Raw genomic sequence first — 18,370 nt, 5'->3', positions numbered from 1 at the left:
AGGAGGGGGCTGCCCCTGTCGCCGCCGGGGGGCCATGCATGAGACTGTCCAGGTGACGGACGAACTCATCAAGCCGGCCGACCTCGAGCTCGCGGACGCGCTCAGCGCAGTCGTGCGCACGCTCGAACCGGAGCCGGACGTCGAGCAGACGGTCGCGAACATCGTGCAGGCCGTCGCGGCGACGGTCCCGGGCACCGAGGACGCCGGCATCTCCCTGCTGGAGTCGGGCAGCCTGAAGTCCGTCGCCCCGTCCAGCGAGCGGGTCTCGCAGCTCGACCAGCTGCAGCACAAGCTGGGCGAGGGCCCCTGCGTGGACGCGGTGTTCACCGACATCGTCTACCGCACCTCCGACATCGCCGCGGACGAGCGCTGGCCGAAGTTCGGCTACGCCGCCGCCGAGCTCGGCATCAACTCGATGCTCGCGGTGCGCCTGTTCACCGGCAAGACGCTGCTCGGCGCGCTCAACCTGTACTCGACCCAACCGAGCGCGTTCGACGACTCCGCCGAGCATGTGGCCGGCCTGTTCGCCGCGCACGCGGCCGTCGCGCTGGCCGGGTCGCGCGCACAGGCGCAGCTGCGCAACGCGCTGGAGTCGCGCGACGTCATCTCGATGGCCAAGGGCATCCTGATGGAACGCCACCAGGTGACCGACGACCAGGCGTTCGACCTGCTGGTCCGCGCCTCGCAGAACACGAACCGCAAGCTGCACGAGGTCGCGCGCTGGCTCGTGACAGGCACGAACAACGCGATCAACGAGAACGGCTAGCCGATCAGGCCGGCGCGCTGGTGGTGCTCCGCGTCCGCGCCCGGCCCATCGCCCCGACGGGGAAAGAGGCACGAGCGCACCCGCTGTCCGCTGGTGGTGCTCCACGTGCCTGGGCCGACCCGAACCGCGACGGTGCCGGTCGACTGCGCCAGTTGACGGCCCGCCACGTCGCGGAGCGCCCGCCACCCTTGGGTGGTGCTCCGCGCGGCTGCGCTACTCGAACGAACCGCCCCGCCCCGCGCCGGCTGCGAAGCGTTGTGCGCCGCGCACCGCGTCGGCGGCCAGCGAGACCATGCCGTGCCGCCATTCGTTCGCCATCGCGGCCTGCTCGTCCATCCCGTCCTGCTCCAGCAGCGACAGCCGGTCCTCCCGCAGGCACGTCTGCGGGAACCCGGCGATCGCCGCGGCGAGCTCCTCCGCCGCGGCGCGCTCGGTGCCCGCAGGCACGACCCGGTTCGCCAGGCCCATCCGCAGCGCCTCCTCGGCCGGCACCGGGCGACCGGTCAGCACCAGGTCCATCGCCTGGCTCACCCCGATCAGCCGGGGCAGCCGCACGGTCCCGCCGTCGATCAGCGGCACCCCCCAGCGCCGGCAGAACACCCCGAACACCGCGTCCTCGGCGGCGACCCGCAAATCGCACCACAGCGCGAGTTCCAGCCCGCCCGCGACGGCGTGCCCGGCGATCGCCGCGATCACCGGCTTGCCCAGCCGCAGCCGCGTCGGCCCCATCGGGCCGGGGCCGTCCTCGCCCAGCCGGTTGCCGCGCTCGGTGCCGATCGCCTTGAGGTCGGCACCCGCGCAGAACGTGCCGCCCTCGCCCCACAGCACGGCGACCGCGGCGGAGTCGTCGGCGTCGAACGCCTCGAAGGCCTCCAGCAGCGCCTGCGCGGTCGGGCCGTCGACGGCGTTGCGCGCCTGCGGGCGGGACAGGATCACGGTGTGGACGGGGCCGCTGCGCTCGACCCGGACGGCAGGTTCGACCATGCCGCCACGTTGTCACAACCCCCCGTGCGTGTCACTCAGCCGAGTGTCACGCGAGCCGACCGGCCGGGCGCCGCTATCGGCTGCTCAGGACCTGGCGCGCAGTTCCACGCAGCACTCCCCCGCGCGCGGTTCCAGGGCCGCCTCCACGCTCGCCGCGTCGAGGCCGTCCAGCAGTCCACCGAGGAAGGACTGGTTGATCCCGCACACCACGGCCGGTTCGCGCGCGGCCAGCGGGTGGAACGGGCAGTTGCGCAGCCGCACGCACACCGGGGACTCGCGGCTGGGTTCGAAGCCGTGCCGTTCCACGACCTCCGTGGCGACGGTCAGCGCCCGCTCGGCGCCGAGGCGCCCCGGCCGTGTCCGCTCGCGCTCGGCGGTCCCGACCGCCCGGCCCCGCTCACGGGCGACGCGCAGCGCGGCGTCGCGGGCGGTCTCGCGTTCGCCTTCGTCCAGGACCGCGCCGAGGAGGATGTCGGCGAGCAGGTCGTGGTGGCGGGGTGGGATGCTGACCCGCACCTCTTCGCCGGAGGGCTCGTAGACCTTGGGAGTGCGGCCCGCGCCCCGGCGTTCGCCGACGAACTCGTAGCGCGCCCGCAGCAACCCGGCCGCCACGAGCTTGTCGAGGTGGAACGCGGCGAGCTTGCGCGAGATGCCGGCGGAGGCGGCGGCCTCGTCCCGCGTGACCGGGCGCCGCGCCTGGCGGATGAAGGCGTACATGCTGCGCCGCAGCTCGTCGTCGAGCGCGGCCAGCGCCCGGATCGGCCCCTCGCTCATCGTGTCACGATATCACCCAATCTCACCTGTGCAATTGCCTGCTCTTGACGTTCACGAGCAATAAGACCAAACTTCATTGGCGAAAACCGAGTAGCCGGAGGTCGTCATGGCAGACGCGAAACGGCCGGCGAGCGCCGCGCTCGCCGGGCCCTACGGTCACCCGTTCCACCCGATCCTGGTGACGGTGCCGATCGGGGCGTGGGTGAGCAGCCTGGTGTTCGACATCGGGTCCCGGATCGTCGCCGGGCCGGGGTTCCTGACACGGGGATCGGTCTGGCTCATCGCCATCGGGATCGTCGGCGCACTGCTGGCCGCGGCCACCGGCGCGCTCGACCTGCTGGCGGTGCCGCGCGGCACCCGGGCCTTCCGGACCGGGCTCACGCACATGGGGCTCAACCTCACCGTCACCGGCGCGTTCGCCGCCGGTTTCTTCTGGCGGCAGGGCGAGCTCGACGGGCGGGTCGGCATCGGCCCGCTGGTGCTGTCCGCGGCCGCGCTGGCGGCCTTGGCGGTGTCCGGCTACCTCGGCGGCAAGCTCGCCTACCGCTTCGGCGTCCGCGTCGCCGCCGAGGAGGTGCAGGCCGAGGGGTACCGCCCGCGGCCCGCCCACCGCACCCGCCCCGCCCACTGACCCAACCCGACCGAAAGGCACGTCCGTGCAGTCCGAAACCGCCCTGCGAGTCGTCCACGAGCCCGCCGAGGGAGTCGACCTCGCCGCCGCCGAGCTCCACGCCGCCCAGTTCCTCGAAGCCCTGGGCGTGTCGCTGGAGTCGGAGAGCCTCCGCGGAACGCCCGGCCGGATGGCCCGCGCCTACGCCGAGCTGTTCTCGCCGCGGCCGTTCGACCTGACCACGTTCCCCAACGACGAGGGGTACGACGAGCTGGTGCTGGCGCGGGGGATCCCGGTGCGGTCGGTGTGCGAGCACCACCTGCTGCCGTTCGTCGGCGTCGCGCACGTCGGGTACCTGCCCGGCGAGCGCATCCTGGGCCTGTCCAAGCTGGCCCGGATCGTCGAGCACTTCGCGCGGCGCCCGCAGGTGCAGGAACGGCTCACCAAGCAGGTGGCGGACTGGCTCGCCGAGCACGTGCACCCGAAGGGCGTCGGGGTGGTGATCGAGGCCGAGCACACCTGCATGACGCTGCGCGGCGTGCAGGCCGTGGGTTCGAGCACCGTCACCTCGACACTGCTCGGCACGCTGCGCGAGGACGCCCGGTCCCGGCAGGAGTTCTTCGCGCTGACCGGCGTCAACCCCTGACGCTCAGGCCAGGGCCTCGACCGCCTCGGCCAGGTTGCGCAGGTGCCGCGTCCCGTCGGGGAGGGCGAGGCCGTCCCAGCCGGGGCCGGCCACGAAGAGCCGGGTGCCGGTCAGCTCGTCCGCCGGGACCTGGCGGGCCAGCTCGGGCGTGTGCGCCCACACGACCGTCGCCGCCGGCTTGCGCACCGTCACGGTCGTGAGCAGGGACCGCGGGGGCACCCGCGCGCCGAGCGAGATCGCGCCGCGACCGCGTTCGGCGAGCGCGTGCCGCAGGACCTCCAGCGGCAGCGAGTGCTGTTCGTCCGGCGCGCACGCCAGCAGCACGGACGCCGAACCGGTGCCGCCCGGCGGGACCGCGTGCAGTGCCGCGATGATCCCGTCGGTGGCGAGGTGCTCGACCTCGACGGGCCCGCCCGGCTCGGCGCACCGCTCGCCCAGCTCCTGCAGGAACGGGACGAGCAGCTTCTGCCAGGTGTCGACGGTGCCGTGCCGGTCGAGGAAGCCGACCACTATGCGGCGGAACGCGTCCGGGTCGAGCTTCTCGGCGGCTCCGCGCAGTGACCGCCGCCGGCGGCTCGCCACCCGGTCGGGCACCTGACCGGGCGGGGCGATCGGCGGTGCCGCACCCGCGCTCACGCTCGCGGCCGCGCTCGCCACCGGCACGCCCTGGCGCACCAGGTGCACCACACGCTCCAGGCGGCGCAGGTCGCCGACCGTGTACCGGCGGTGCCGACCCGGTTCGCGGGAACTCGGCCCCAGCCCGTGCCTGCGGTCCCAGCTGCGCAGTGTCGCGACCGCGACACCGAGCCTGCTCGCCACCGCGGCAGGGGTCAGCACCGCTTCGGGCGGTACCGCTTCACGCGCGGCCTGCCCCGTGCGGCTCATCAGTTCACGCCTCCCGATGACTTCCGGTCACCGCCCCACCGGGCGGATGCATCATTCGATTGTGCAACATTCGCGCCTCTCTTGGTTGACGATCAACTCGATAATCGGGCAGCAGGGGCGCTCACAGACCAGGGTTACTGGAACGATCGGTTGGCAATGCGCTACGCTGCCGATCATGGCGAGGACCAAGGAGTTCGATCCCGACGTCGCGTTGCACGCAGCACTGGAGCTGTTCTGGCGGCAGGGCTACGAAGCCACCTCGATGCAGGACCTGGTCGACCACGTCGGCGTCAACCGCGCCAGCCTGTACGCCACCTACGGCAGCAAGCACGACCTCTACCTGCGCGCCCTGGACCGCTATTGCGAACTGCGCGGCATCGAGACGATGACCGCGCTGAACCGGCCCGGCCCCGCGCTCGACGCGGTCCGCGACTTCATCCGCTCCTACGTCACCGAATGCCACGAGGACGCGGAAAGCAAGGGCTGCCTGGTCACCAACACCGCGACCGAGCTGCTGCCCCGGGACGCGAAGGCGGCCCGACGGGTGGACATCGCCTTCGGCGAGCTGGAGGCCGCGCTGGCAGGCACTCTCTCCCGCGCCCAGCAGGAGGGCGACCTCCCGCCGGACAAGGACCCGCGGGCGCTGGCCCGGTTCCTCGTCACGTTCATCCAGGGCATCCGCGTGGTCGGCAAGACCGACGACGCCCGCCGCCTGGACGAGGCCGTCGACCAGGCCTTGTCGCTGCTCGCCTGAAAGCCCTCGCGGCTTGACCTGATTCTGGAACGTACGGTTGTCTATGAAGGGAGTGCGCATGCCGCGCGCGATCTACGTGCTGAGCCTCGGCGTGTTCGCGATGGTCACGAGCGAGTTCGTCGTCGCCGGGCTGATGCCCCAGCTGGCGGACGGGCTCGGCGTCACGGTGCCGCAGATCGGCTACCTGATCACCGCGTTCGCGGTCGCGATGGCGGCAGGCGGTCCGGTCCTCACCGTCGCCCTGATGCGGCTCGCGCCGAAGACCGCGCTGATGCTGCTGTTCGCGGTCTTCCTGGCGGGCAACGTGCTGGCCGCGACCGCGACCGGCTACGGCACGATGCTGGTCGCCCGCGTCGTGACCGGCGTCGCCGCGCAGGCGTTCTTCGGCATCGGCATCTCGCTGACCGCGCAGCTCACCCGCCCGGAGGTCCGCGGCCGCGCGATCGCCGTGGTGATGAACGGCCTGATGCTCGGCACCCTGCTCGGCCTGCCGCTCGCCACGGTCGTCGGCGAGAACCTCGGCTGGCGCGCGGCGTTCTGGGCGATCGGGGTGCTGGCCGTGGTCGCGGCGCTGGCCACGCTCGCCGGCGTGCCCGCGCTCGCCGCATCGGCCGACGGCGGCACCTTCCGTGAGGAACTGGGCGTGTTCCGCGCCCCGCGGCTGTGGCTGGCACTGTCCACCAGCACGCTCATCATCGGCGCCACGTTCTCTGCGTTCAGCTACTTCACGCCGATCCTCACCGAGGTCACCGGGTTCGACGGCGGCACCGTGCCGCTGCTGCTCGTCGCCTACGGCGCGGCCACCGTTGTCGGCAACGTCGTCGTCGGGCGCCTCGCCGACCGGCACACCGTGCCCGTCCTGGTGGCCGGCCTCGCACTGAACCTGGTCTTCCTCGCCGCGTTCGCCGTGCTCGCCGACCTGCCCGCGCCCGCGCTGGTGGCGATGCTCGGCATCGGGCTGGTCGGCGTCACGATGAACCCGGCGATGGTGACCCGCGTGCAGCGCGCCGGCAACGCCCGGCCACTGGTCAACACCGTGCACTCGTCGTTCATCACGCTCGGCGTCATCCTCGGGTCGTCGCTCGGCGGGCTGGTGATCGAGACGTCCGGACTGCGCGCACCGCTGTGGCTCGGCGCCGGTCTCGCGGCGCTCGGCCTGCTGACCGTGCTGCCCGAACTGCTGCACCGCCGGGCGCCCGCGCCGGTCGTGCAGCCGTGCGCCTGACCGGCGGCACACCCGGGCGGCAGGACCGTCACCCCGACGGTCGACGGCTGGAGGAGCCGCACACCGTCAACGCGGCTGACGGTGGCGGCGTACATCCGGGCGATCGAGTGCGCGTCGGCGACCATGTTCGCGGCCGGGAACTCCGCCGCACGCCAGGCGCGCGTGGTGAAGTAGCTGGTCGTGTTGTCGAAGGCGCCGCCGAGCTCGGGCGGTCACCCACGCGGTGACCGTGTCCGCGTGGCTGCGCTTCCAGCGCCCGGATGACCGGGTGCCAGGCGCACGCGTCCGCGAAGGTCAGCGGCCCGTCCAGGACCGGCAGGCCGGCCTGGTGGGACAGCAGCCATCGCACGGGGATCGTGTCCTTGCCGCGCGCGCCGAACTCCGGCCAGTACCGGACGACCGGCGCGTCCAGGTCCAGCAGACCGCGCTGCAGCAGCAGGTGCGCGCAAACCGCGGTGGCGCCCTTCGTCGTCGAGGCGACCTGCGCGATGGTGTTCGCGCGCCACGGCCGGTTCGCCTCGCGATCGGCGAGGCCGTCCCAGAGGTTGACCACGAGGCGGCCGTCGACGTAGACGCTGCACGCCTGAGGTGGAAGCAGGCATGACACATCTCCTCCGTGTTCGTCACCACCGCCGGGCCGGTCCGCCGGGCGGAGGAGTGCGGCGGCCAGGAGTTCAGGGCCCGCCAGGTCGCAGTGGCGTGCTGCACCACCTGGGCGCCGTGCTGGAGGATCCGGTCCGCGGTCCCCGCGGCGACGAGCGCGGACAACCCCGCCGCGGCGTGGTTCGCGCACGTCCTAGGCGGATACACGATATCGGCGTGCTCATTTTCCGCGAACCGCAGAAAACCGGTCCGGCTCGCTATTTTTCGGACATTCATTCCGCGACCGTGCAACACGGCCAGAAACGGCAGTCCGGAATGAGAGTATTCCGCCTATGCTGCCCTCGAAGTTCCCTGCCGCACAGCGAAATCGTGCAGTCCATACCGGACCGTCACCGGGAGCACGGGGGTGCGCACAGCGTTTTCTCAGGCGGTTCTCACCGGCCGCCCAGAAAGGGGGACGACACTCGGCCGGGTCGTTCGCCGAACCGGAGGAGTGCAGATGGCCGTCGTTTCCCGGATGCTGGAGGTCCGCGCCCAGGACCGGCCGGACGAGGTAGCCTTCCTCGACGGCGCGGACGGGCGCGAGCTGACCTGGCGTTCGGTCGCGGCTGCCGCGCGGCGCTGGCGCGAACTCGCCAGGGACCTGCCGCCCCGCACCCGGATCGGTCTGGTGGCGGCCCATCCGCTGGCGTTCACCGCCGCCTACCTCGGCTGCCTCGCCGCGGGCCTGACCGCGGCGCCGGTCGACCCCCGCCTCACCACGGCCGAACTGGGCACCGCGCTCGACCGGGTGCGCGCCGCCGTCGTCGCGACCGACCGGCCGGACCTCGTGCCCGGCCGCCCGACCTGGGCACTCGACCGCGACGGGCCGCGCCCCGTCCGGACCGCTCGCATCCGTGCCGACGGCGCCGCGCTGCGGCCCGCGGTGCTGCTGACCAGTTCCGGCACCACCGGAGCGCCCAAGGGGATCCCGCTGAGCGAATGGCAGCTCGTGCGCACCGCCCGCCGCGTCGCGCGACACCACCGGTTCGGCCCCGGCGAGCGCGGGTACACGCCGCTCCCCCTCTTCCACGTGAACGCGCAGGTGATGGGCCTGCTGGCGACGGTGATCAGCGGCGGCTCGCTGGTCCTCGACCGGAGGTTCAGCGCCGGCGATTACTGGGACCTCGTCGAACGCTGGTCGCCGACCTGGCTCAACACTGTCCCCGCGATCCTCGCCTCGCTCGCCCGGCAGCCCGCGCCGCCGGACCACGTCGCCCGCCGCATCAGGTTCGCGCGCTCGGCGTCGGCGCCGCTGTCACCAGAGATCGCGCGGCGCTTCACCGAGCGAACCGGCGTCGGTGTGCTGGAGACCTACGGGATGTCCGAGGCCGCCGGGCAGATCACCGCGAACCCGCTCGACCCCTGGCTGCGCCGCGCCGGTTCGGTCGGTCTGCCCGTCGGGGTGGGTCTCGTCGTCGCCGGGCCGAACGGCGAGGTGCTGCCGCCCGGCGAACGCGGCGAGGTGCGGCTGCGCGGCCGTCAGGTGGTGAGCCGGTACCTGGAACTGGACGGTCTCGGCGAACGGATCCGCCCGGCCCGGACGCCGGACGGCTGGCTGCCGACCGGTGACGTCGGCGTCCTCGACCACGACGGGTACCTCACGCTCGCCGGGCGCGTGGACGACGTCATCAACCGCGGCGGCGAGAAGATCTACCCGCACGAGATCGAGGACGTCCTGCTCGCGCACCCGGCGGTCACCGCGGTCGCGGTCGTCGGCGCGCCGGACGAGCGCCTCGGCCATGTGCCGGTCGCGTTCGTGACGGGACGGCCGGAACCCGGGCTGGCGCGGGCGTTGCACGGCTGGTGCGAACAGCGGCTGGCCCGCTACAAGCGGCCGTCGGTGATCGAGGTGACGGCGGCGCTGCCGCTCGGCCCGACCGGGAAGGTGCTGCGCCGTGAACTGCGCGCCGCGGCGGGCGGGCGGTGAGCCGGCGCGGCGAGCACCTGCACTACGTCGACCTGGTGCGCGTCCTGACCGTCGGGCTGGTGATCGGCCTGCACGTGCTGGCGCTGGCGCCGTTCGCACCGGGGGTGCCGATCGGCGGACTGATCGTCGTCTTCCACGTCAGCCGCGAGGTGTTCTTCCTGCTGACCGCGTTCGTGCTCACCTACAGCACGGCGCGCAAGCCGCGGTGGCGCGAGTTCTGGCGACGGCGCTACCTGTTCGTCGTCGTGCCGTATCTGCTGTGGACGGTCGTCTACTTCCTCGCGGACGGCGGGCCGTACTCGGCGGTGGCGTTCTTCAGCGAGCTGCTGACCGGGACCGCGCGCTACCACCTGTACTTCCTGCTCGTGTCGATGCAGATCTACCTGGTGTGGCCGGCGGTCCGGAGGCTGATCGCGGTGACCCGGCGGTACCACTGGGCACTGCTGGCCTTCGCGGTGGCGTTCCAGCTGGTGTTCTCGCTCGCCGTGCAGCAGCAGTGGAACCTCGGCGGGTTGTCCGGGTGGGTGCACGCGCCGGACGCCTGGCTGCCCAGCTACCTCGGCTACGTGCTGGTCGGCGCGCTGGCCGGGACGCACCGGGAACGGCTTGTGGCGTGGACCCGCGCGCACGTGCGGGTGGTCCTCGGCGGGTGCGCGGCGGTGCTGGCGCTCGGCGTGGCTGTCTACTCGGGACAGGTCTACCTGGCCGGGCAACCGCCGCTGGTGGCGAGCATCGTGTTCCAGCCCGTCGTCGCGGTGGAGAGTTTCGCCGTGGCCTGGGCGTTCCTCGCGTTTGGTCTGGTGTGGACGGAGCGCGGGACGCCGTGGCGCGGCGTGGTCCGCGCGACCTCCGACGCGTCGTTCGGCGTGTACCTGATCCACCCGCTGCTGCTGCAGGGCCTGCTCCTCGCGGTCGCCGCCGCCGGCCCCGCGCAGCCGCCGGACGCGGTGCTGCTGCCCGTGCTGGTGCTGGCGGTCGTCCCGCTCGTCTACTCCGTGTCCGGCCTGGTCACCGCACTGGCGCGGCGCACCCCGGCCAGCCTCGCCCTCACCGGGCGGGCCCGGATGCGCGCACGCGTGCCCGCACCCGCCCTCGTCCCCACAGGAGGAACCCGATGAACACCGGTGTGACCATGGTGATCGACCCCGGTCTGCCGACCGGCGCGTTCACCGACCTGGTGACCAGCCACGGCGACCACATCGACCTGCTCAAGTTCGGCTGGGGCACCGCACTGGTGACCAGGGACCTGCACCGCAAGGTCGCCGTGCTGCGCGAAGCCGGGATCGGCTGCTACTTCGGCGGCACGCTGTTCGAGCACTACCTGGTGCGCGACCGGCTGGACGACTACCTCGCGTTCGTCGACGACGCCGGCGCCACGCACATCGAGGTGTCCAACGGCACGATCCCGTTGTCGCAGCACGACAAGGCGTCCTACGTCGAGCGGATGACCCGGTACCGGCCGGTGCTCGCCGAGGTCGGCTACAAGGACGCGGGCCGTTCGGCGTGCCTCGGGCCGGCGGACTGGGTCGGCGCGATCACCGAGGACCTCGCGGCCGGCGCGGACTTCGTGATCACCGAGACGCGCGAGAGCGGCCGCAGCGGCCTGGCCCGGCCGGACGGGCACGTGCGCGAGGACGTGCTGCACGCGGTGATCTCCGCGGTCGACCACCGGCGCCTGCTGTTCGAGGCGCCGACCAAGGAGCTGCAGGTCGAACTGATCCAGACGCTCGGGCCGTCGGTGAACCTCGGCAACATCGCCACCACCGACGTGCTCGGCGTGGAAACCCTGCGGCGCGGGCTGCGCGCCGACACCCTCATCCAGCTCACCCCGCCCCTGAAGGGAACCGTCCATGCGTGACCCTCGCGATGCCTGCCACGTCGCCATCCCGGCCCGCGACCTCGACGAGGCCGTCGAGTTCTACGTGTTCGGACTCGGCGCGAAGCTGGCCCGCCGCTACGACGACCGTGTGACGTTCGACTTCTTCGGCGACCAGCTCGTGTGCCATCTGTCGGAGAACGTGCCCGCGGAGGCGGTGGCCTACCCGCGGCACTTCGGTGTGAGCTTCGCGCGGGCCGAGGACTTCGACCGGCTGGTGCGGGTCGTCGAGCACCGGAAGTTGACGGTGCTGTCCGGGCCGTCGCTGCGGTTCGAGGGGACGGCCGAGCAGCACCGGACGTTGTTCCTGGTGGATCCGTCGAACAACGTGCTGGAGTTCAAGAACTACGACGACCCGCGGTTGCAGTACTGATGGCCGTGCACCTGGTACGGCACGGGCAGAGCGCGTGGAACGTCGCCGGCCGTGTGCAGGGGCAGTCGCCGCGGGCGGGTTCGCTGACCGCGGCGGGGCGGGCGCAGGCGGCCGCGCTGGACGTGACCGGGACGGTGCTCGTGTCGAGCGATCTGCCCAGGGCGCGGGAGACGGCGGAGATCATCGCGGCCCGGCTGGGGTTGCCGGTGCTGGTCGACGCCGGATTGCGGGAGCAGCGGCTCGGCGCGCTGGAGGGCAGGCGGTTCGCCGAGGTGCAGCCGGTGATCGACGGCCTGTGGGCGCACCCGCTGCGGCTGCCGCCCGGTGGCGGGGAGAGCGTGGCCGACCTGCACCTGAGGGTGCGGCGGACGCTGGGCAGGCTGGCGGCGCGGCACGCCGGGGAGGAGCTGGTCGTGGTGACGCACGGCGGCCCGATCCGCGTGGCGACGACCGGGGTGGACCCGGTGTCGGGGTCCGCGGTGCCGCGGGTGGCGGTCGGGAATGCGGCGGTGATCACTGTGCGTCCGGGCGCGGCCGTCTAGTCTGCGGCCTTGTGACTGTGCGCCTGGATCTCGAGCCCACCGGACTGGCCGTGCTGACGATCGATGCCGGGCCGCTCAACCTGTACACGCTCGAGCTGCACGCGGACTTCGACGCCGCGCTGGACCGCCTCGGGGATGCGCGGGCGCTGCTGATCCGTGCCGAGGGCAAGATCGTCAGCGGCGGGGTCGACGTGTCGCTGTTCGCCGCGCAGGAGACGCCCGGGCAGGCGAAGGAGCTGTTCGACCGGATGCTGGCGCTGCCGGACCGGATCGCGGCGCTGGAGATCCCGACGGTGTTCGCGGCGCACGGGTTGTGCCTGACGTGGGCTTTTGAGGTCGCGGTGGCGTGCGACCTGATCCTCGCGGCGGAGCGGGCGTCGTTCGGCCTGGTCGAGAAGGTCGTCGGCCTGACCCCGACGATGGGCGGCACGCAGCGCCTGGCCGCGCGGGCGGGCGTCGGGCGGGCCGCGGAGTTCGTGATGACGGGCGACCGCTACCCGGCGGCCGAGCTGGCGCGGTGGGGCGTGGTGAACCGGGTGCTGCCGGACGCCGGGTTCGACGAGGCCGCCCGGTCCTTCGCGGCGTCGCTGGCGGAGGGCCCGACGCGCGCCCACGCGGCGACGAAGAAGGTGCTGTCGCACTTCGCGAACGGCGGCGTCGCCGAGGCGAACAAGCACATCACGTCGCTCGCGGCGGACCTGTACCGCACGGAAGACCTGCGCAACGCGGTGCGGTCTTTCCTGGCGGAGGGTCCGGGGAAGGCGAAGTTCACCGGCCGCTGACCGGGCACACCGGTGGCTCGGCGGAGCCGCCGTGTACTACCCTTTCACTACTTGATTAGTGAAAGGGTTCTTGTGATCGAGTTCCGGATCGACCGGCGCAGCGGCGTGGCCACGTACCTGCAGTTGGTGCAGCAGGTCGAACAGGCGTTGCGGCTCGGCCGGCTCCAGCCGGGCGACCGGTTGCCCACCGCCAAGGAGGTGGTGAGCAGCATCGCGATCAACCCGAACACGGTGCTCAAGGCGTACCGCGAACTCGAACGCGAAGGCCTCGTCGAGGCGCGGCGCGGGCTCGGCACCTTCGTCCGGCGTTCGCTCGGGCACGGCGACGCGGTGGACGGCGCCCTGCTGCGCCAGAAGCTGGAGAGCTGGATCCGGGAGTCGCGCGCGGCGGGGCTGGAGCGGGAGGACGTCGAAGCGCTGGTCAAGTCGGTACTCGACGAACACCACTGGACGTGAAGGAGGGGGCATGGCGAGCAGCGACGCGTTGACGGCGACCGGTCTCGGCAAGCGGTATCGCCGGGGCTGGGCGCTGCGGGACTGCGACTTTTCCGTGCCACACGGCCGGATCAGCGCGCTGGTCGGCCCCAACGGCGCGGGCAAGACGACGTTGATGGCGCTGGCGACCGGCCTGCTCGAACCGACCGAGGGGCAGGTGCGGGTGATGGGTCGCGTGCCGGACAGCCGGGGGATTCCCGCGGACCTGGCGTTCCTCGCCCAGGACAAGCCGTTGTACCGCGGGTTCACGGTGGCGGACATGCTGCGTGCGGGCCGGGCGCTCAACACCACGTGGGACCAGGCCTACGCGGAGCGGCTCCTCTCCGAGGCGGGTGTCCCGCGCGCCGCGCGCATCGGGACCTTGTCGGGGGGCCAGCGCACGCGGGTGGCGCTCGCGATGGCTCTGGGCCGGCGTCCGCGCGTGCTCATGCTCGACGAGCCGCTCGCGGATCTGGACCCGATCGCCCGGGACGAGGTCATGCGGACGCTGATGGCCGAAGCAGCCGACACCGGGATGACCGTGCTGCTCTCCTCGCACGTGCTGTCGGACCTCGAAAACGTGTGCGATCACCTGCTGCTGCTCGCCGACGGGCGGACGCGGCTGTGCGGCGACGTGGCGGACCTGCTCGCCGGGCACCGGCTTCTGGTCGGCCCCGCGGACGGTGACCTCGCCCCGGACACGGTGGTCGAGCGGCGCAAGACGGCACGGCAGGTCACGGCCCTGGTGCGGGGGCGCGGGCCGGCGCCCGCTCCCGGCTGGGAATCACACGAACCCACGTTGGAGGAACTGGTGATGGCGCACCTGCGGGCGGGCAGCGCCGCGGCACCCGCGCGGGAGGTGGCCGCGTGACCTGGGTGACCTGGCGGCTGCACCGCCTGCAGCTGCTGCTCGGTCTCGGACTGACCGCGGCCGTCGCGGTGGTGCTGGTCGTCGAGCACGTGCAGGCGACCGGTTACCTGGCGGCCCACGGCATCGAGGGGTGCCAGGTGGTCGACAGTGGACGGTGCACCGCCCCGGCGATGGCGGCGTTCGAGGACGAGTTCCAGAGCTTCGCGCGCAACTTCCCGATGGTGCTTCTCGGCCTCCCCGTGCTGCTCGGCATGTTCACCGGCGCTCCGCTGTTCGCGCGCGAATTCGAGCAGGGGACCCACATCCTCGGGCTGACGCAGTCGGTGAGCCGGTTCCGCTGGTGGCTGAGCAAGCTGCTCGTGGTGGGTACGCCGATCCTCCTCGGCATGTTCGCGCTCGGCTTGGTGAGCGCCTGGGCGTTCGAACCGCTGCACTACGTGACTCGCGGTGCGATCATGACACCGGGCTTCGAGACGCAGGGGCCTGTCCTGGGCGCCTACACCGTGCTCGCGTTCGCCGTCGGCGCGACGGCGGGGCTGTTCTTCCGCAACACGCTCGCCGCGATGGCGGCGACACTGCTCGTCTACCTGGTGGTCGTGGTCGGGGTCGCGAACCTGGCCAGGCCGGGCTTCGCCGAGCCCGCCCAGGCCACGGCCTCCGTCGCCGCGACGAACCCCGTCCCGTACGACGCCTGGCGGCTCGGGGCGGCGTACTACGACGCGAGCGGCCACGAGGTCGCGTTCGAACCGTCCGCCTGCACGTCCGCCGACACCGCGCGTAGTTGCCTGGAGAACCAGGGGGTGGCGGCGCAGCGGGCCGCGTTCCACCCCGCCGACCGGTTCTGGCGTTTCCAGGGGATCGAGAGCGGGATCCACGTGGTGCTGGGCGGTCTGGTCCTGGCGGCCGGCTTGTGGCGGGTGCGGCGGCGGGTGCTGTGACAGTGCGGGCTCCGGCCGAGCGCTGACGCGCCAGGCCGGAGCCCGGCGCGTCAGCGCTTGGCTTCAGTGGCCGGCAGGATCCGCCCCCGCACCTCGCCGAAACCGATGCGGCCTGCCGATCCCGGGGCGGTCGCCGTGATCGCCACCTCGTCGCCGTCCAGGAGGAACGTTCGCGGCTCGCCGTTGACCTCGACCGGCTCCTTGCCGCCCCAGGTCAGCTCGATGAACGCGCCGCGCTGGTTCTTCTCCGGGCCGGAGATCGTGCCGGACGCGTACAGGTCGCCCGTGCGCGACGACGCCCCGTTGACCGTCATGTGCGCCAGCATCTGCGCCGGCGACCAGTACATCTCCCGGTACGGCGGGCGGCTGACCTCCTGCCCGTTCCACGACACCGACAACGCGATGTCCAGCCCCCACGGCGACGACTCCCGCAGGTACGGCAACGGCTCCGGCGACTGCTCCGGCGTCGGGACCCGCGCGGCCTCCAGCGCCAGCAGCGGCACCACCCACGGCGAGATCGACGTCGCGAAGCTCTTGCCGAGGTTCGGGCCCAGCGGGACGTACTCCCAGGCCTGGATGTCCCGCGCCGACCAGTCGTTCACCAGCACCGCGCCGAACACGTGCCGCGCGAAGTCCTCCGTCCGGACACCCGAACCGAGCGGCGACGGGACGCCGACGATGAACCCCAGCTCCGCCTCGATGTCCAGCCGCCGCGACTCGCCGAACGACGGCGCGTCCTCGTCCGGCGCCTTGCGCTGCCCGCACGGCCGCACGATGTCCGTGCCGGACACCACGATCGTCCCGGCCCGCCCGTGGTAGCCCACCGGCAGGTGCTTCCAGTTCGGCATCAGCGGCTCGGCGTCCGGCCGGAACAGCCGCCCCAGGTTGGCCGCGTGGTGCTCGGAGGCGTAGAAGTCCACGTAGTCCGCGACCTCGACGGGCAGGTGCAGCTCCACTTCGGACACCGGGAAGACCGCCTCGGCGGGCACCTCACCCCGCACGAGCTCCGAGATACGCGCCCGCACCTCTACCCACCGGTCGTAGCCCTGCGCCATGAACGCGTTCAACGACGGCCGCGCGAACACGTCGTCGCCCAGCGCCACCGCCAGGTCGACCACGGAATCGCCCACCCGCACGCCGACCCGCGGCTGCGTCCCCGCCGTGGAGAACACGCCATAGGGCAGGTTGTCCAGCCCGAACAGGGACCCCTCGGGGATGTCGATCGTGGTCACGCCGTCACTCCTCCTTCCAGCGCCGAAGCCGGGACCAGTCCGAGGTCCACCAGTTCGGCCACCGGTTCGTCGATGCTGCAGGTCCCGAACGACCGGAACGACTCACGCGCCGCCGGGTCCATTTCGGACACCAGCTCGGCCACCCGCGCGCCGTCCCGCTCCGCGAGCAACGCGACGAGCTCGTCCTCGTCCGCGCCGGAGCGGGCCGCCGCCGTCGCCAGCAGCAGGTTCAGGAACCCGTGCTGCTCGAACCCGGTGGACGGGTCCGTGTTCCGCACCGCGTGGTGCAGCCCGGCGGTCGCCTTGAACGGCACCCCCGCCCGCACCACGGCGTGCACGGCCGCGGCCAGCTCCGCCTCGTCCGGGTACAGCTCGGCTTTCACCCCGCCGGTCCGGAACTTCGCGGCGTGCCCGGTCTTCGCGCAGGTCGCGATCACCTCGGCCCGGCGGGAGTCTCGTGGCACCTCGACGAACACCGGCACGTCACCGGCCACCTCCAGCGCGCGGAAGAACTCCGGCACCGACGACTCCGCGGGCACCGCGACCTCGAACCCGGCCAGCCGCACCGGCAGGTCGGCGGCCCGGCCCAGAGCGTCCGGCAGCTGGGCCGGGCCGCCCGGCGCGGTCACCGACAGATCGAGCGGCTCGGCAGCGACCGCGCCGAGCTCCGCGAGCGCCGGCGCGGCCAGGACCAGCGGGCCGACCAGCTCGCCGTAGCCCGACGCGAGGTGCGCGGCGTGGTCCGGCACCGCCTGCGGCAGGGGCTTCAGACCGGGCGGGAACACCGCCGCGTCGTCGAGGAAGCCGGCGAACACACTCACTTCGGCCCCCGCCCGGCCCAGGTCCACGCGTAGTTCGGGTCCTCGGCCGCGCGGCCGCCCTCACCCAGCTCCAGCGGGCGGAACGTGTCGACCATGACCGCCAGCTCGTCGAAGAACTCCACGCCGATGCTGCGCTCGTAGGCGCCCGGCTGCGGGCCGTGCGAGTGGCCGCCCGGGTGCAGCGAGATCGAGCCCTGCCCGATGCCCGAGCCCTTGCGCGCCTCGTAGTCGCCGCCGCAGTAGAACATGACCTCGTCGGAGTCCACATTGGAGTGGTAGTACGGCACCGGGATGGACAGCGGGTGGTAGTCCACCTTGCGCGGCACGAAGTTGCAGACGACGAAGTTGTCGCCCTCGAACACCTGGTGCACCGGCGGCGGCTGGTGCACGCGGCCGGTGATCGGCTCGAAGTCGCTGACGTTGAACGTGTACGGGTAGAGGCAGCCGTCCCAGCCGACCACGTCGAACGGGTGCTGCGGGTACACGAACCGGGTGCCGACGATCCCGGTGCTGCCGCGGTGCTTGATCAGCACCTCGACGTCGGTGCCCTCGACCAGCAGCGGCTCGGTGGGCCCGTGCAGGTCGCGCTCGCAGTACGGCGCGTGCTCCAGCAGCTGGCCGTACTTCGACAGGTACCGCTTCGGCGGCGTGATGTGCGAGTTCGCCTCGATCGCGTACGCCCGCACCGGGCCGTCCGGCACCCAGCGGTGGGTGGTGGCGCGCGGCAGGATCACGTAGTCGCCCTGGCGGAACGGCAGCACGCCGAACACGGTCTCGACGACGCCCTCACCGGACTCGATGTAGACGCACTCGTCGCCGATCGAGTTGCGGTACAGCGGGGAGGCCTCGCCCGCCACGACGTAGGAGATGCGCACGTCGCCGTTGCCGAGCACGAGCCGGCGCCCGGTGACGACGTCGTTGGACTTCCACTCCTCGCCGGGGAACAGCTCGTGCAGCTTGAGGTGCCGCGGCCGGAGCGGGTGGTTGGCCTCGGTGGTCAGGTCCGGGAGCTCCCAGACCGTCGAGTCGACGATCGCCGACGGGATGTTGCGGTGGTAGAGCAGCGACGAGTCGCTGGAGAAGCCCTCCTCCCCCATCAGCTCCTCGTAGTACAGGCCACCCTCGGGGGTGCGGTGCTGCGTGTGCCGCTTCGGCGGAACCGCACCGACCTGCCGGTAGTACGCCATGACCTCGCCTCCTTGCCGGTCCGATGTAGTAAATGTATGTACTACTTCGCTCGTGCGC

The 18,370-nt window shown here is 72.5% G+C and carries 21 protein-coding genes; 14 read left to right on the top strand and 7 right to left on the bottom strand.

Translation table 11 applies throughout. The annotated features are described in order from the left end of the window. Positions 1–52: 52 nt before the first annotated feature. Entirely contained in the window at positions 53–766 is a 714-nt protein-coding gene (locus ACCP09_RS31930) for a GAF and ANTAR domain-containing protein (protein WP_051362728.1), read from the top strand. 213 nt (positions 767–979) lie between these two features. On the opposite strand, the gene ACCP09_RS31925 is transcribed toward ACCP09_RS31930, so the two are convergent. Together ACCP09_RS31925 and ACCP09_RS31920 are read right to left on the bottom strand one after the other, a co-directional pair. Continuing rightward, positions 980–1,750 carry a crotonase/enoyl-CoA hydratase family protein gene (locus tag ACCP09_RS31925; protein WP_433752430.1) on the bottom strand — a complete coding sequence of 257 codons (771 nt, stop codon included), beginning with the start codon at positions 1,748–1,750 and terminating at the stop codon, positions 980–982. An 84-nt stretch (positions 1,751–1,834) separates the two neighbouring features. Beyond that, positions 1,835–2,524 (bottom strand): helix-turn-helix transcriptional regulator, encoded by a 690-nt coding sequence (locus ACCP09_RS31920; protein ID WP_027931449.1) that lies wholly within the window; start codon positions 2,522–2,524, stop codon positions 1,835–1,837. 106 nt (positions 2,525–2,630) lie between these two features. Between ACCP09_RS31920 and ACCP09_RS31915 the strand changes: the two genes are divergently transcribed. Together ACCP09_RS31915 and folE are read left to right on the top strand one after the other, a co-directional pair. Further along, entirely contained in the window at positions 2,631–3,155 is a 525-nt protein-coding gene (locus tag ACCP09_RS31915; RefSeq protein WP_433752428.1) for a DUF2231 domain-containing protein, read from the top strand. Between the two features lie 25 nt (positions 3,156–3,180). Next, positions 3,181–3,780, top strand: coding sequence for a GTP cyclohydrolase I FolE (gene folE / locus ACCP09_RS31910; RefSeq protein ID WP_027931451.1), 600 nt, complete (start codon positions 3,181–3,183; stop codon positions 3,778–3,780). 3 nt (positions 3,781–3,783) lie between these two features. On the opposite strand, the gene ACCP09_RS31905 is transcribed toward folE, so the two are convergent. Further along, positions 3,784–4,665, bottom strand: a complete 882-nt coding sequence (locus tag ACCP09_RS31905) for a MerR family transcriptional regulator (protein ID WP_378363776.1) — start codon at positions 4,663–4,665, stop codon at positions 3,784–3,786. A 175-nt stretch (positions 4,666–4,840) separates the two neighbouring features. On the opposite strand from ACCP09_RS31905, the gene ACCP09_RS31900 reads away from it, so the two are divergent. Together ACCP09_RS31900 and ACCP09_RS31895 are read left to right on the top strand one after the other, a co-directional pair. Then, positions 4,841–5,419, top strand: coding sequence for a TetR/AcrR family transcriptional regulator (locus ACCP09_RS31900; protein WP_123683222.1), 579 nt, complete (start codon positions 4,841–4,843; stop codon positions 5,417–5,419). A 58-nt stretch (positions 5,420–5,477) separates the two neighbouring features. After that, entirely contained in the window at positions 5,478–6,644 is a 1,167-nt protein-coding gene (locus ACCP09_RS31895; RefSeq protein WP_433752425.1) for an MFS transporter, read from the top strand. A 28-nt stretch (positions 6,645–6,672) separates the two neighbouring features. On the opposite strand, the gene ACCP09_RS31890 is transcribed toward ACCP09_RS31895, so the two are convergent. Next, positions 6,673–7,251 (bottom strand): serine hydrolase domain-containing protein, encoded by a 579-nt coding sequence (locus ACCP09_RS31890; RefSeq protein WP_433752423.1) that lies wholly within the window; start codon positions 7,249–7,251, stop codon positions 6,673–6,675. 495 nt (positions 7,252–7,746) lie between these two features. On the opposite strand from ACCP09_RS31890, the gene ACCP09_RS31885 reads away from it, so the two are divergent. The 9 genes from ACCP09_RS31885 to ACCP09_RS31845 all read left to right on the top strand — a co-directional run bounded on the left by ACCP09_RS31885 (position 7,747) and on the right by ACCP09_RS31845 (position 15,072). Next, positions 7,747–9,216 (top strand): class I adenylate-forming enzyme family protein, encoded by a 1,470-nt coding sequence (locus ACCP09_RS31885; RefSeq protein WP_433752421.1) that lies wholly within the window; start codon positions 7,747–7,749, stop codon positions 9,214–9,216. Further along, positions 9,213–10,334 carry an acyltransferase gene (locus ACCP09_RS31880; protein WP_433752420.1) on the top strand — a complete coding sequence of 374 codons (1,122 nt, stop codon included), beginning with the start codon at positions 9,213–9,215 and terminating at the stop codon, positions 10,332–10,334. The genes ACCP09_RS31885 and ACCP09_RS31880 overlap by 4 nt, the downstream gene beginning before the upstream one ends. Continuing rightward, positions 10,331–11,074 (top strand): phosphosulfolactate synthase, encoded by a 744-nt coding sequence (locus ACCP09_RS31875; protein WP_400981382.1) that lies wholly within the window; start codon positions 10,331–10,333, stop codon positions 11,072–11,074. Before ACCP09_RS31880 ends, ACCP09_RS31875 begins: the two co-directional genes overlap by 4 nt. Continuing rightward, on the top strand, positions 11,067–11,465 hold the full coding sequence (locus ACCP09_RS31870) for a VOC family protein (protein ID WP_123683227.1): 399 nt from the start codon (positions 11,067–11,069) through the stop codon (positions 11,463–11,465). The genes ACCP09_RS31875 and ACCP09_RS31870 overlap by 8 nt, the downstream gene beginning before the upstream one ends. Then, on the top strand, positions 11,465–12,007 hold the full coding sequence (locus tag ACCP09_RS31865; protein WP_051362730.1) for a histidine phosphatase family protein: 543 nt from the start codon (positions 11,465–11,467) through the stop codon (positions 12,005–12,007). Before ACCP09_RS31870 ends, ACCP09_RS31865 begins: the two co-directional genes overlap by 1 nt. 17 nt (positions 12,008–12,024) lie before the next feature. Next, complete coding sequence (locus tag ACCP09_RS31860) at positions 12,025–12,789, top strand: enoyl-CoA hydratase/isomerase family protein (protein WP_027931457.1); 765 nt, start codon at positions 12,025–12,027, stop codon at positions 12,787–12,789. A gap of 72 nt (positions 12,790–12,861) precedes the next feature. Further along, positions 12,862–13,245, top strand: a complete 384-nt coding sequence (locus ACCP09_RS31855; protein WP_037322586.1) for a GntR family transcriptional regulator — start codon at positions 12,862–12,864, stop codon at positions 13,243–13,245. Positions 13,246–13,255: 10 nt separating this feature from the next. Then, complete coding sequence (locus ACCP09_RS31850; protein WP_123683228.1) at positions 13,256–14,134, top strand: ABC transporter ATP-binding protein; 879 nt, start codon at positions 13,256–13,258, stop codon at positions 14,132–14,134. Beyond that, the gene (locus ACCP09_RS31845; protein WP_123683229.1) at positions 14,131–15,072 is read left to right on the top strand and encodes an ABC transporter permease; all 942 of its coding nucleotides are present in this window, start codon (positions 14,131–14,133) and stop codon (positions 15,070–15,072) included. The genes ACCP09_RS31850 and ACCP09_RS31845 overlap by 4 nt, the downstream gene beginning before the upstream one ends. Positions 15,073–15,122: 50 nt before the next feature. Here ACCP09_RS31845 and fahA read toward each other — a convergent pair whose 3' ends face one another. From fahA to ACCP09_RS31830, 3 genes are read right to left on the bottom strand one after another with little or no spacing between them, the layout of a single operon-like run. Further along, positions 15,123–16,304: a fumarylacetoacetase gene (gene fahA / locus ACCP09_RS31840; RefSeq protein ID WP_433752416.1), complete on the bottom strand. Its 1,182-nt coding sequence runs from the start codon at positions 16,302–16,304 to the stop codon at positions 15,123–15,125. After that, positions 16,301–17,152, bottom strand: coding sequence for a hypothetical protein (locus ACCP09_RS31835; protein WP_433752414.1), 852 nt, complete (start codon positions 17,150–17,152; stop codon positions 16,301–16,303). Before ACCP09_RS31835 ends, fahA begins: the two co-directional genes overlap by 4 nt. Further along, positions 17,122–18,312 (bottom strand): homogentisate 1,2-dioxygenase, encoded by a 1,191-nt coding sequence (locus ACCP09_RS31830; protein ID WP_027931463.1) that lies wholly within the window; start codon positions 18,310–18,312, stop codon positions 17,122–17,124. Before ACCP09_RS31830 ends, ACCP09_RS31835 begins: the two co-directional genes overlap by 31 nt. Positions 18,313–18,370: the final 58 nt, after the last annotated feature.

The organism is Amycolatopsis sp. 3B14 (genome assembly GCF_050958625.1).
In the GTDB taxonomy this organism is placed as follows: domain Bacteria; phylum Actinomycetota; class Actinomycetes; order Mycobacteriales; family Pseudonocardiaceae; genus Amycolatopsis_E; species Amycolatopsis_E thermoflava.
The sequence above is the reverse complement of the archived record's forward strand: the minus strand, read 5'-3'. Positions and strand labels throughout refer to the sequence as shown.

Excerpts from the sequence above, each read along its gene's own strand:
- ACCP09_RS31925 (WP_433752430.1), bottom strand. The coding sequence starts at position 1,750 with ATGGTCGAACCTGCCGTCCGGGTCGAGCGCAGCGGCCCCGTCCACACC.
- ACCP09_RS31920 (WP_027931449.1), bottom strand. The coding sequence starts at position 2,524 with ATGAGCGAGGGGCCGATCCGGGCGCTGGCCGCGCTCGACGACGAGCTG.
- ACCP09_RS31915 (WP_433752428.1), top strand. The coding sequence starts at position 2,631 with ATGGCAGACGCGAAACGGCCGGCGAGCGCCGCGCTCGCCGGGCCCTAC.
- ACCP09_RS31905 (WP_378363776.1), bottom strand. The coding sequence starts at position 4,665 with ATGAGCCGCACGGGGCAGGCCGCGCGTGAAGCGGTACCGCCCGAAGCG.
- ACCP09_RS31900 (WP_123683222.1), top strand. The coding sequence starts at position 4,841 with ATGGCGAGGACCAAGGAGTTCGATCCCGACGTCGCGTTGCACGCAGCA.
- ACCP09_RS31895 (WP_433752425.1), top strand. The coding sequence starts at position 5,478 with ATGCCGCGCGCGATCTACGTGCTGAGCCTCGGCGTGTTCGCGATGGTC.
- ACCP09_RS31885 (WP_433752421.1), top strand. The coding sequence starts at position 7,747 with ATGGCCGTCGTTTCCCGGATGCTGGAGGTCCGCGCCCAGGACCGGCCG.
- ACCP09_RS31875 (WP_400981382.1), top strand. The coding sequence starts at position 10,331 with ATGAACACCGGTGTGACCATGGTGATCGACCCCGGTCTGCCGACCGGC.
- ACCP09_RS31870 (WP_123683227.1), top strand. The coding sequence starts at position 11,067 with ATGCGTGACCCTCGCGATGCCTGCCACGTCGCCATCCCGGCCCGCGAC.
- ACCP09_RS31865 (WP_051362730.1), top strand. The coding sequence starts at position 11,465 with ATGGCCGTGCACCTGGTACGGCACGGGCAGAGCGCGTGGAACGTCGCC.
- ACCP09_RS31850 (WP_123683228.1), top strand. The coding sequence starts at position 13,256 with ATGGCGAGCAGCGACGCGTTGACGGCGACCGGTCTCGGCAAGCGGTAT.
- ACCP09_RS31830 (WP_027931463.1), bottom strand. The coding sequence starts at position 18,312 with ATGGCGTACTACCGGCAGGTCGGTGCGGTTCCGCCGAAGCGGCACACG.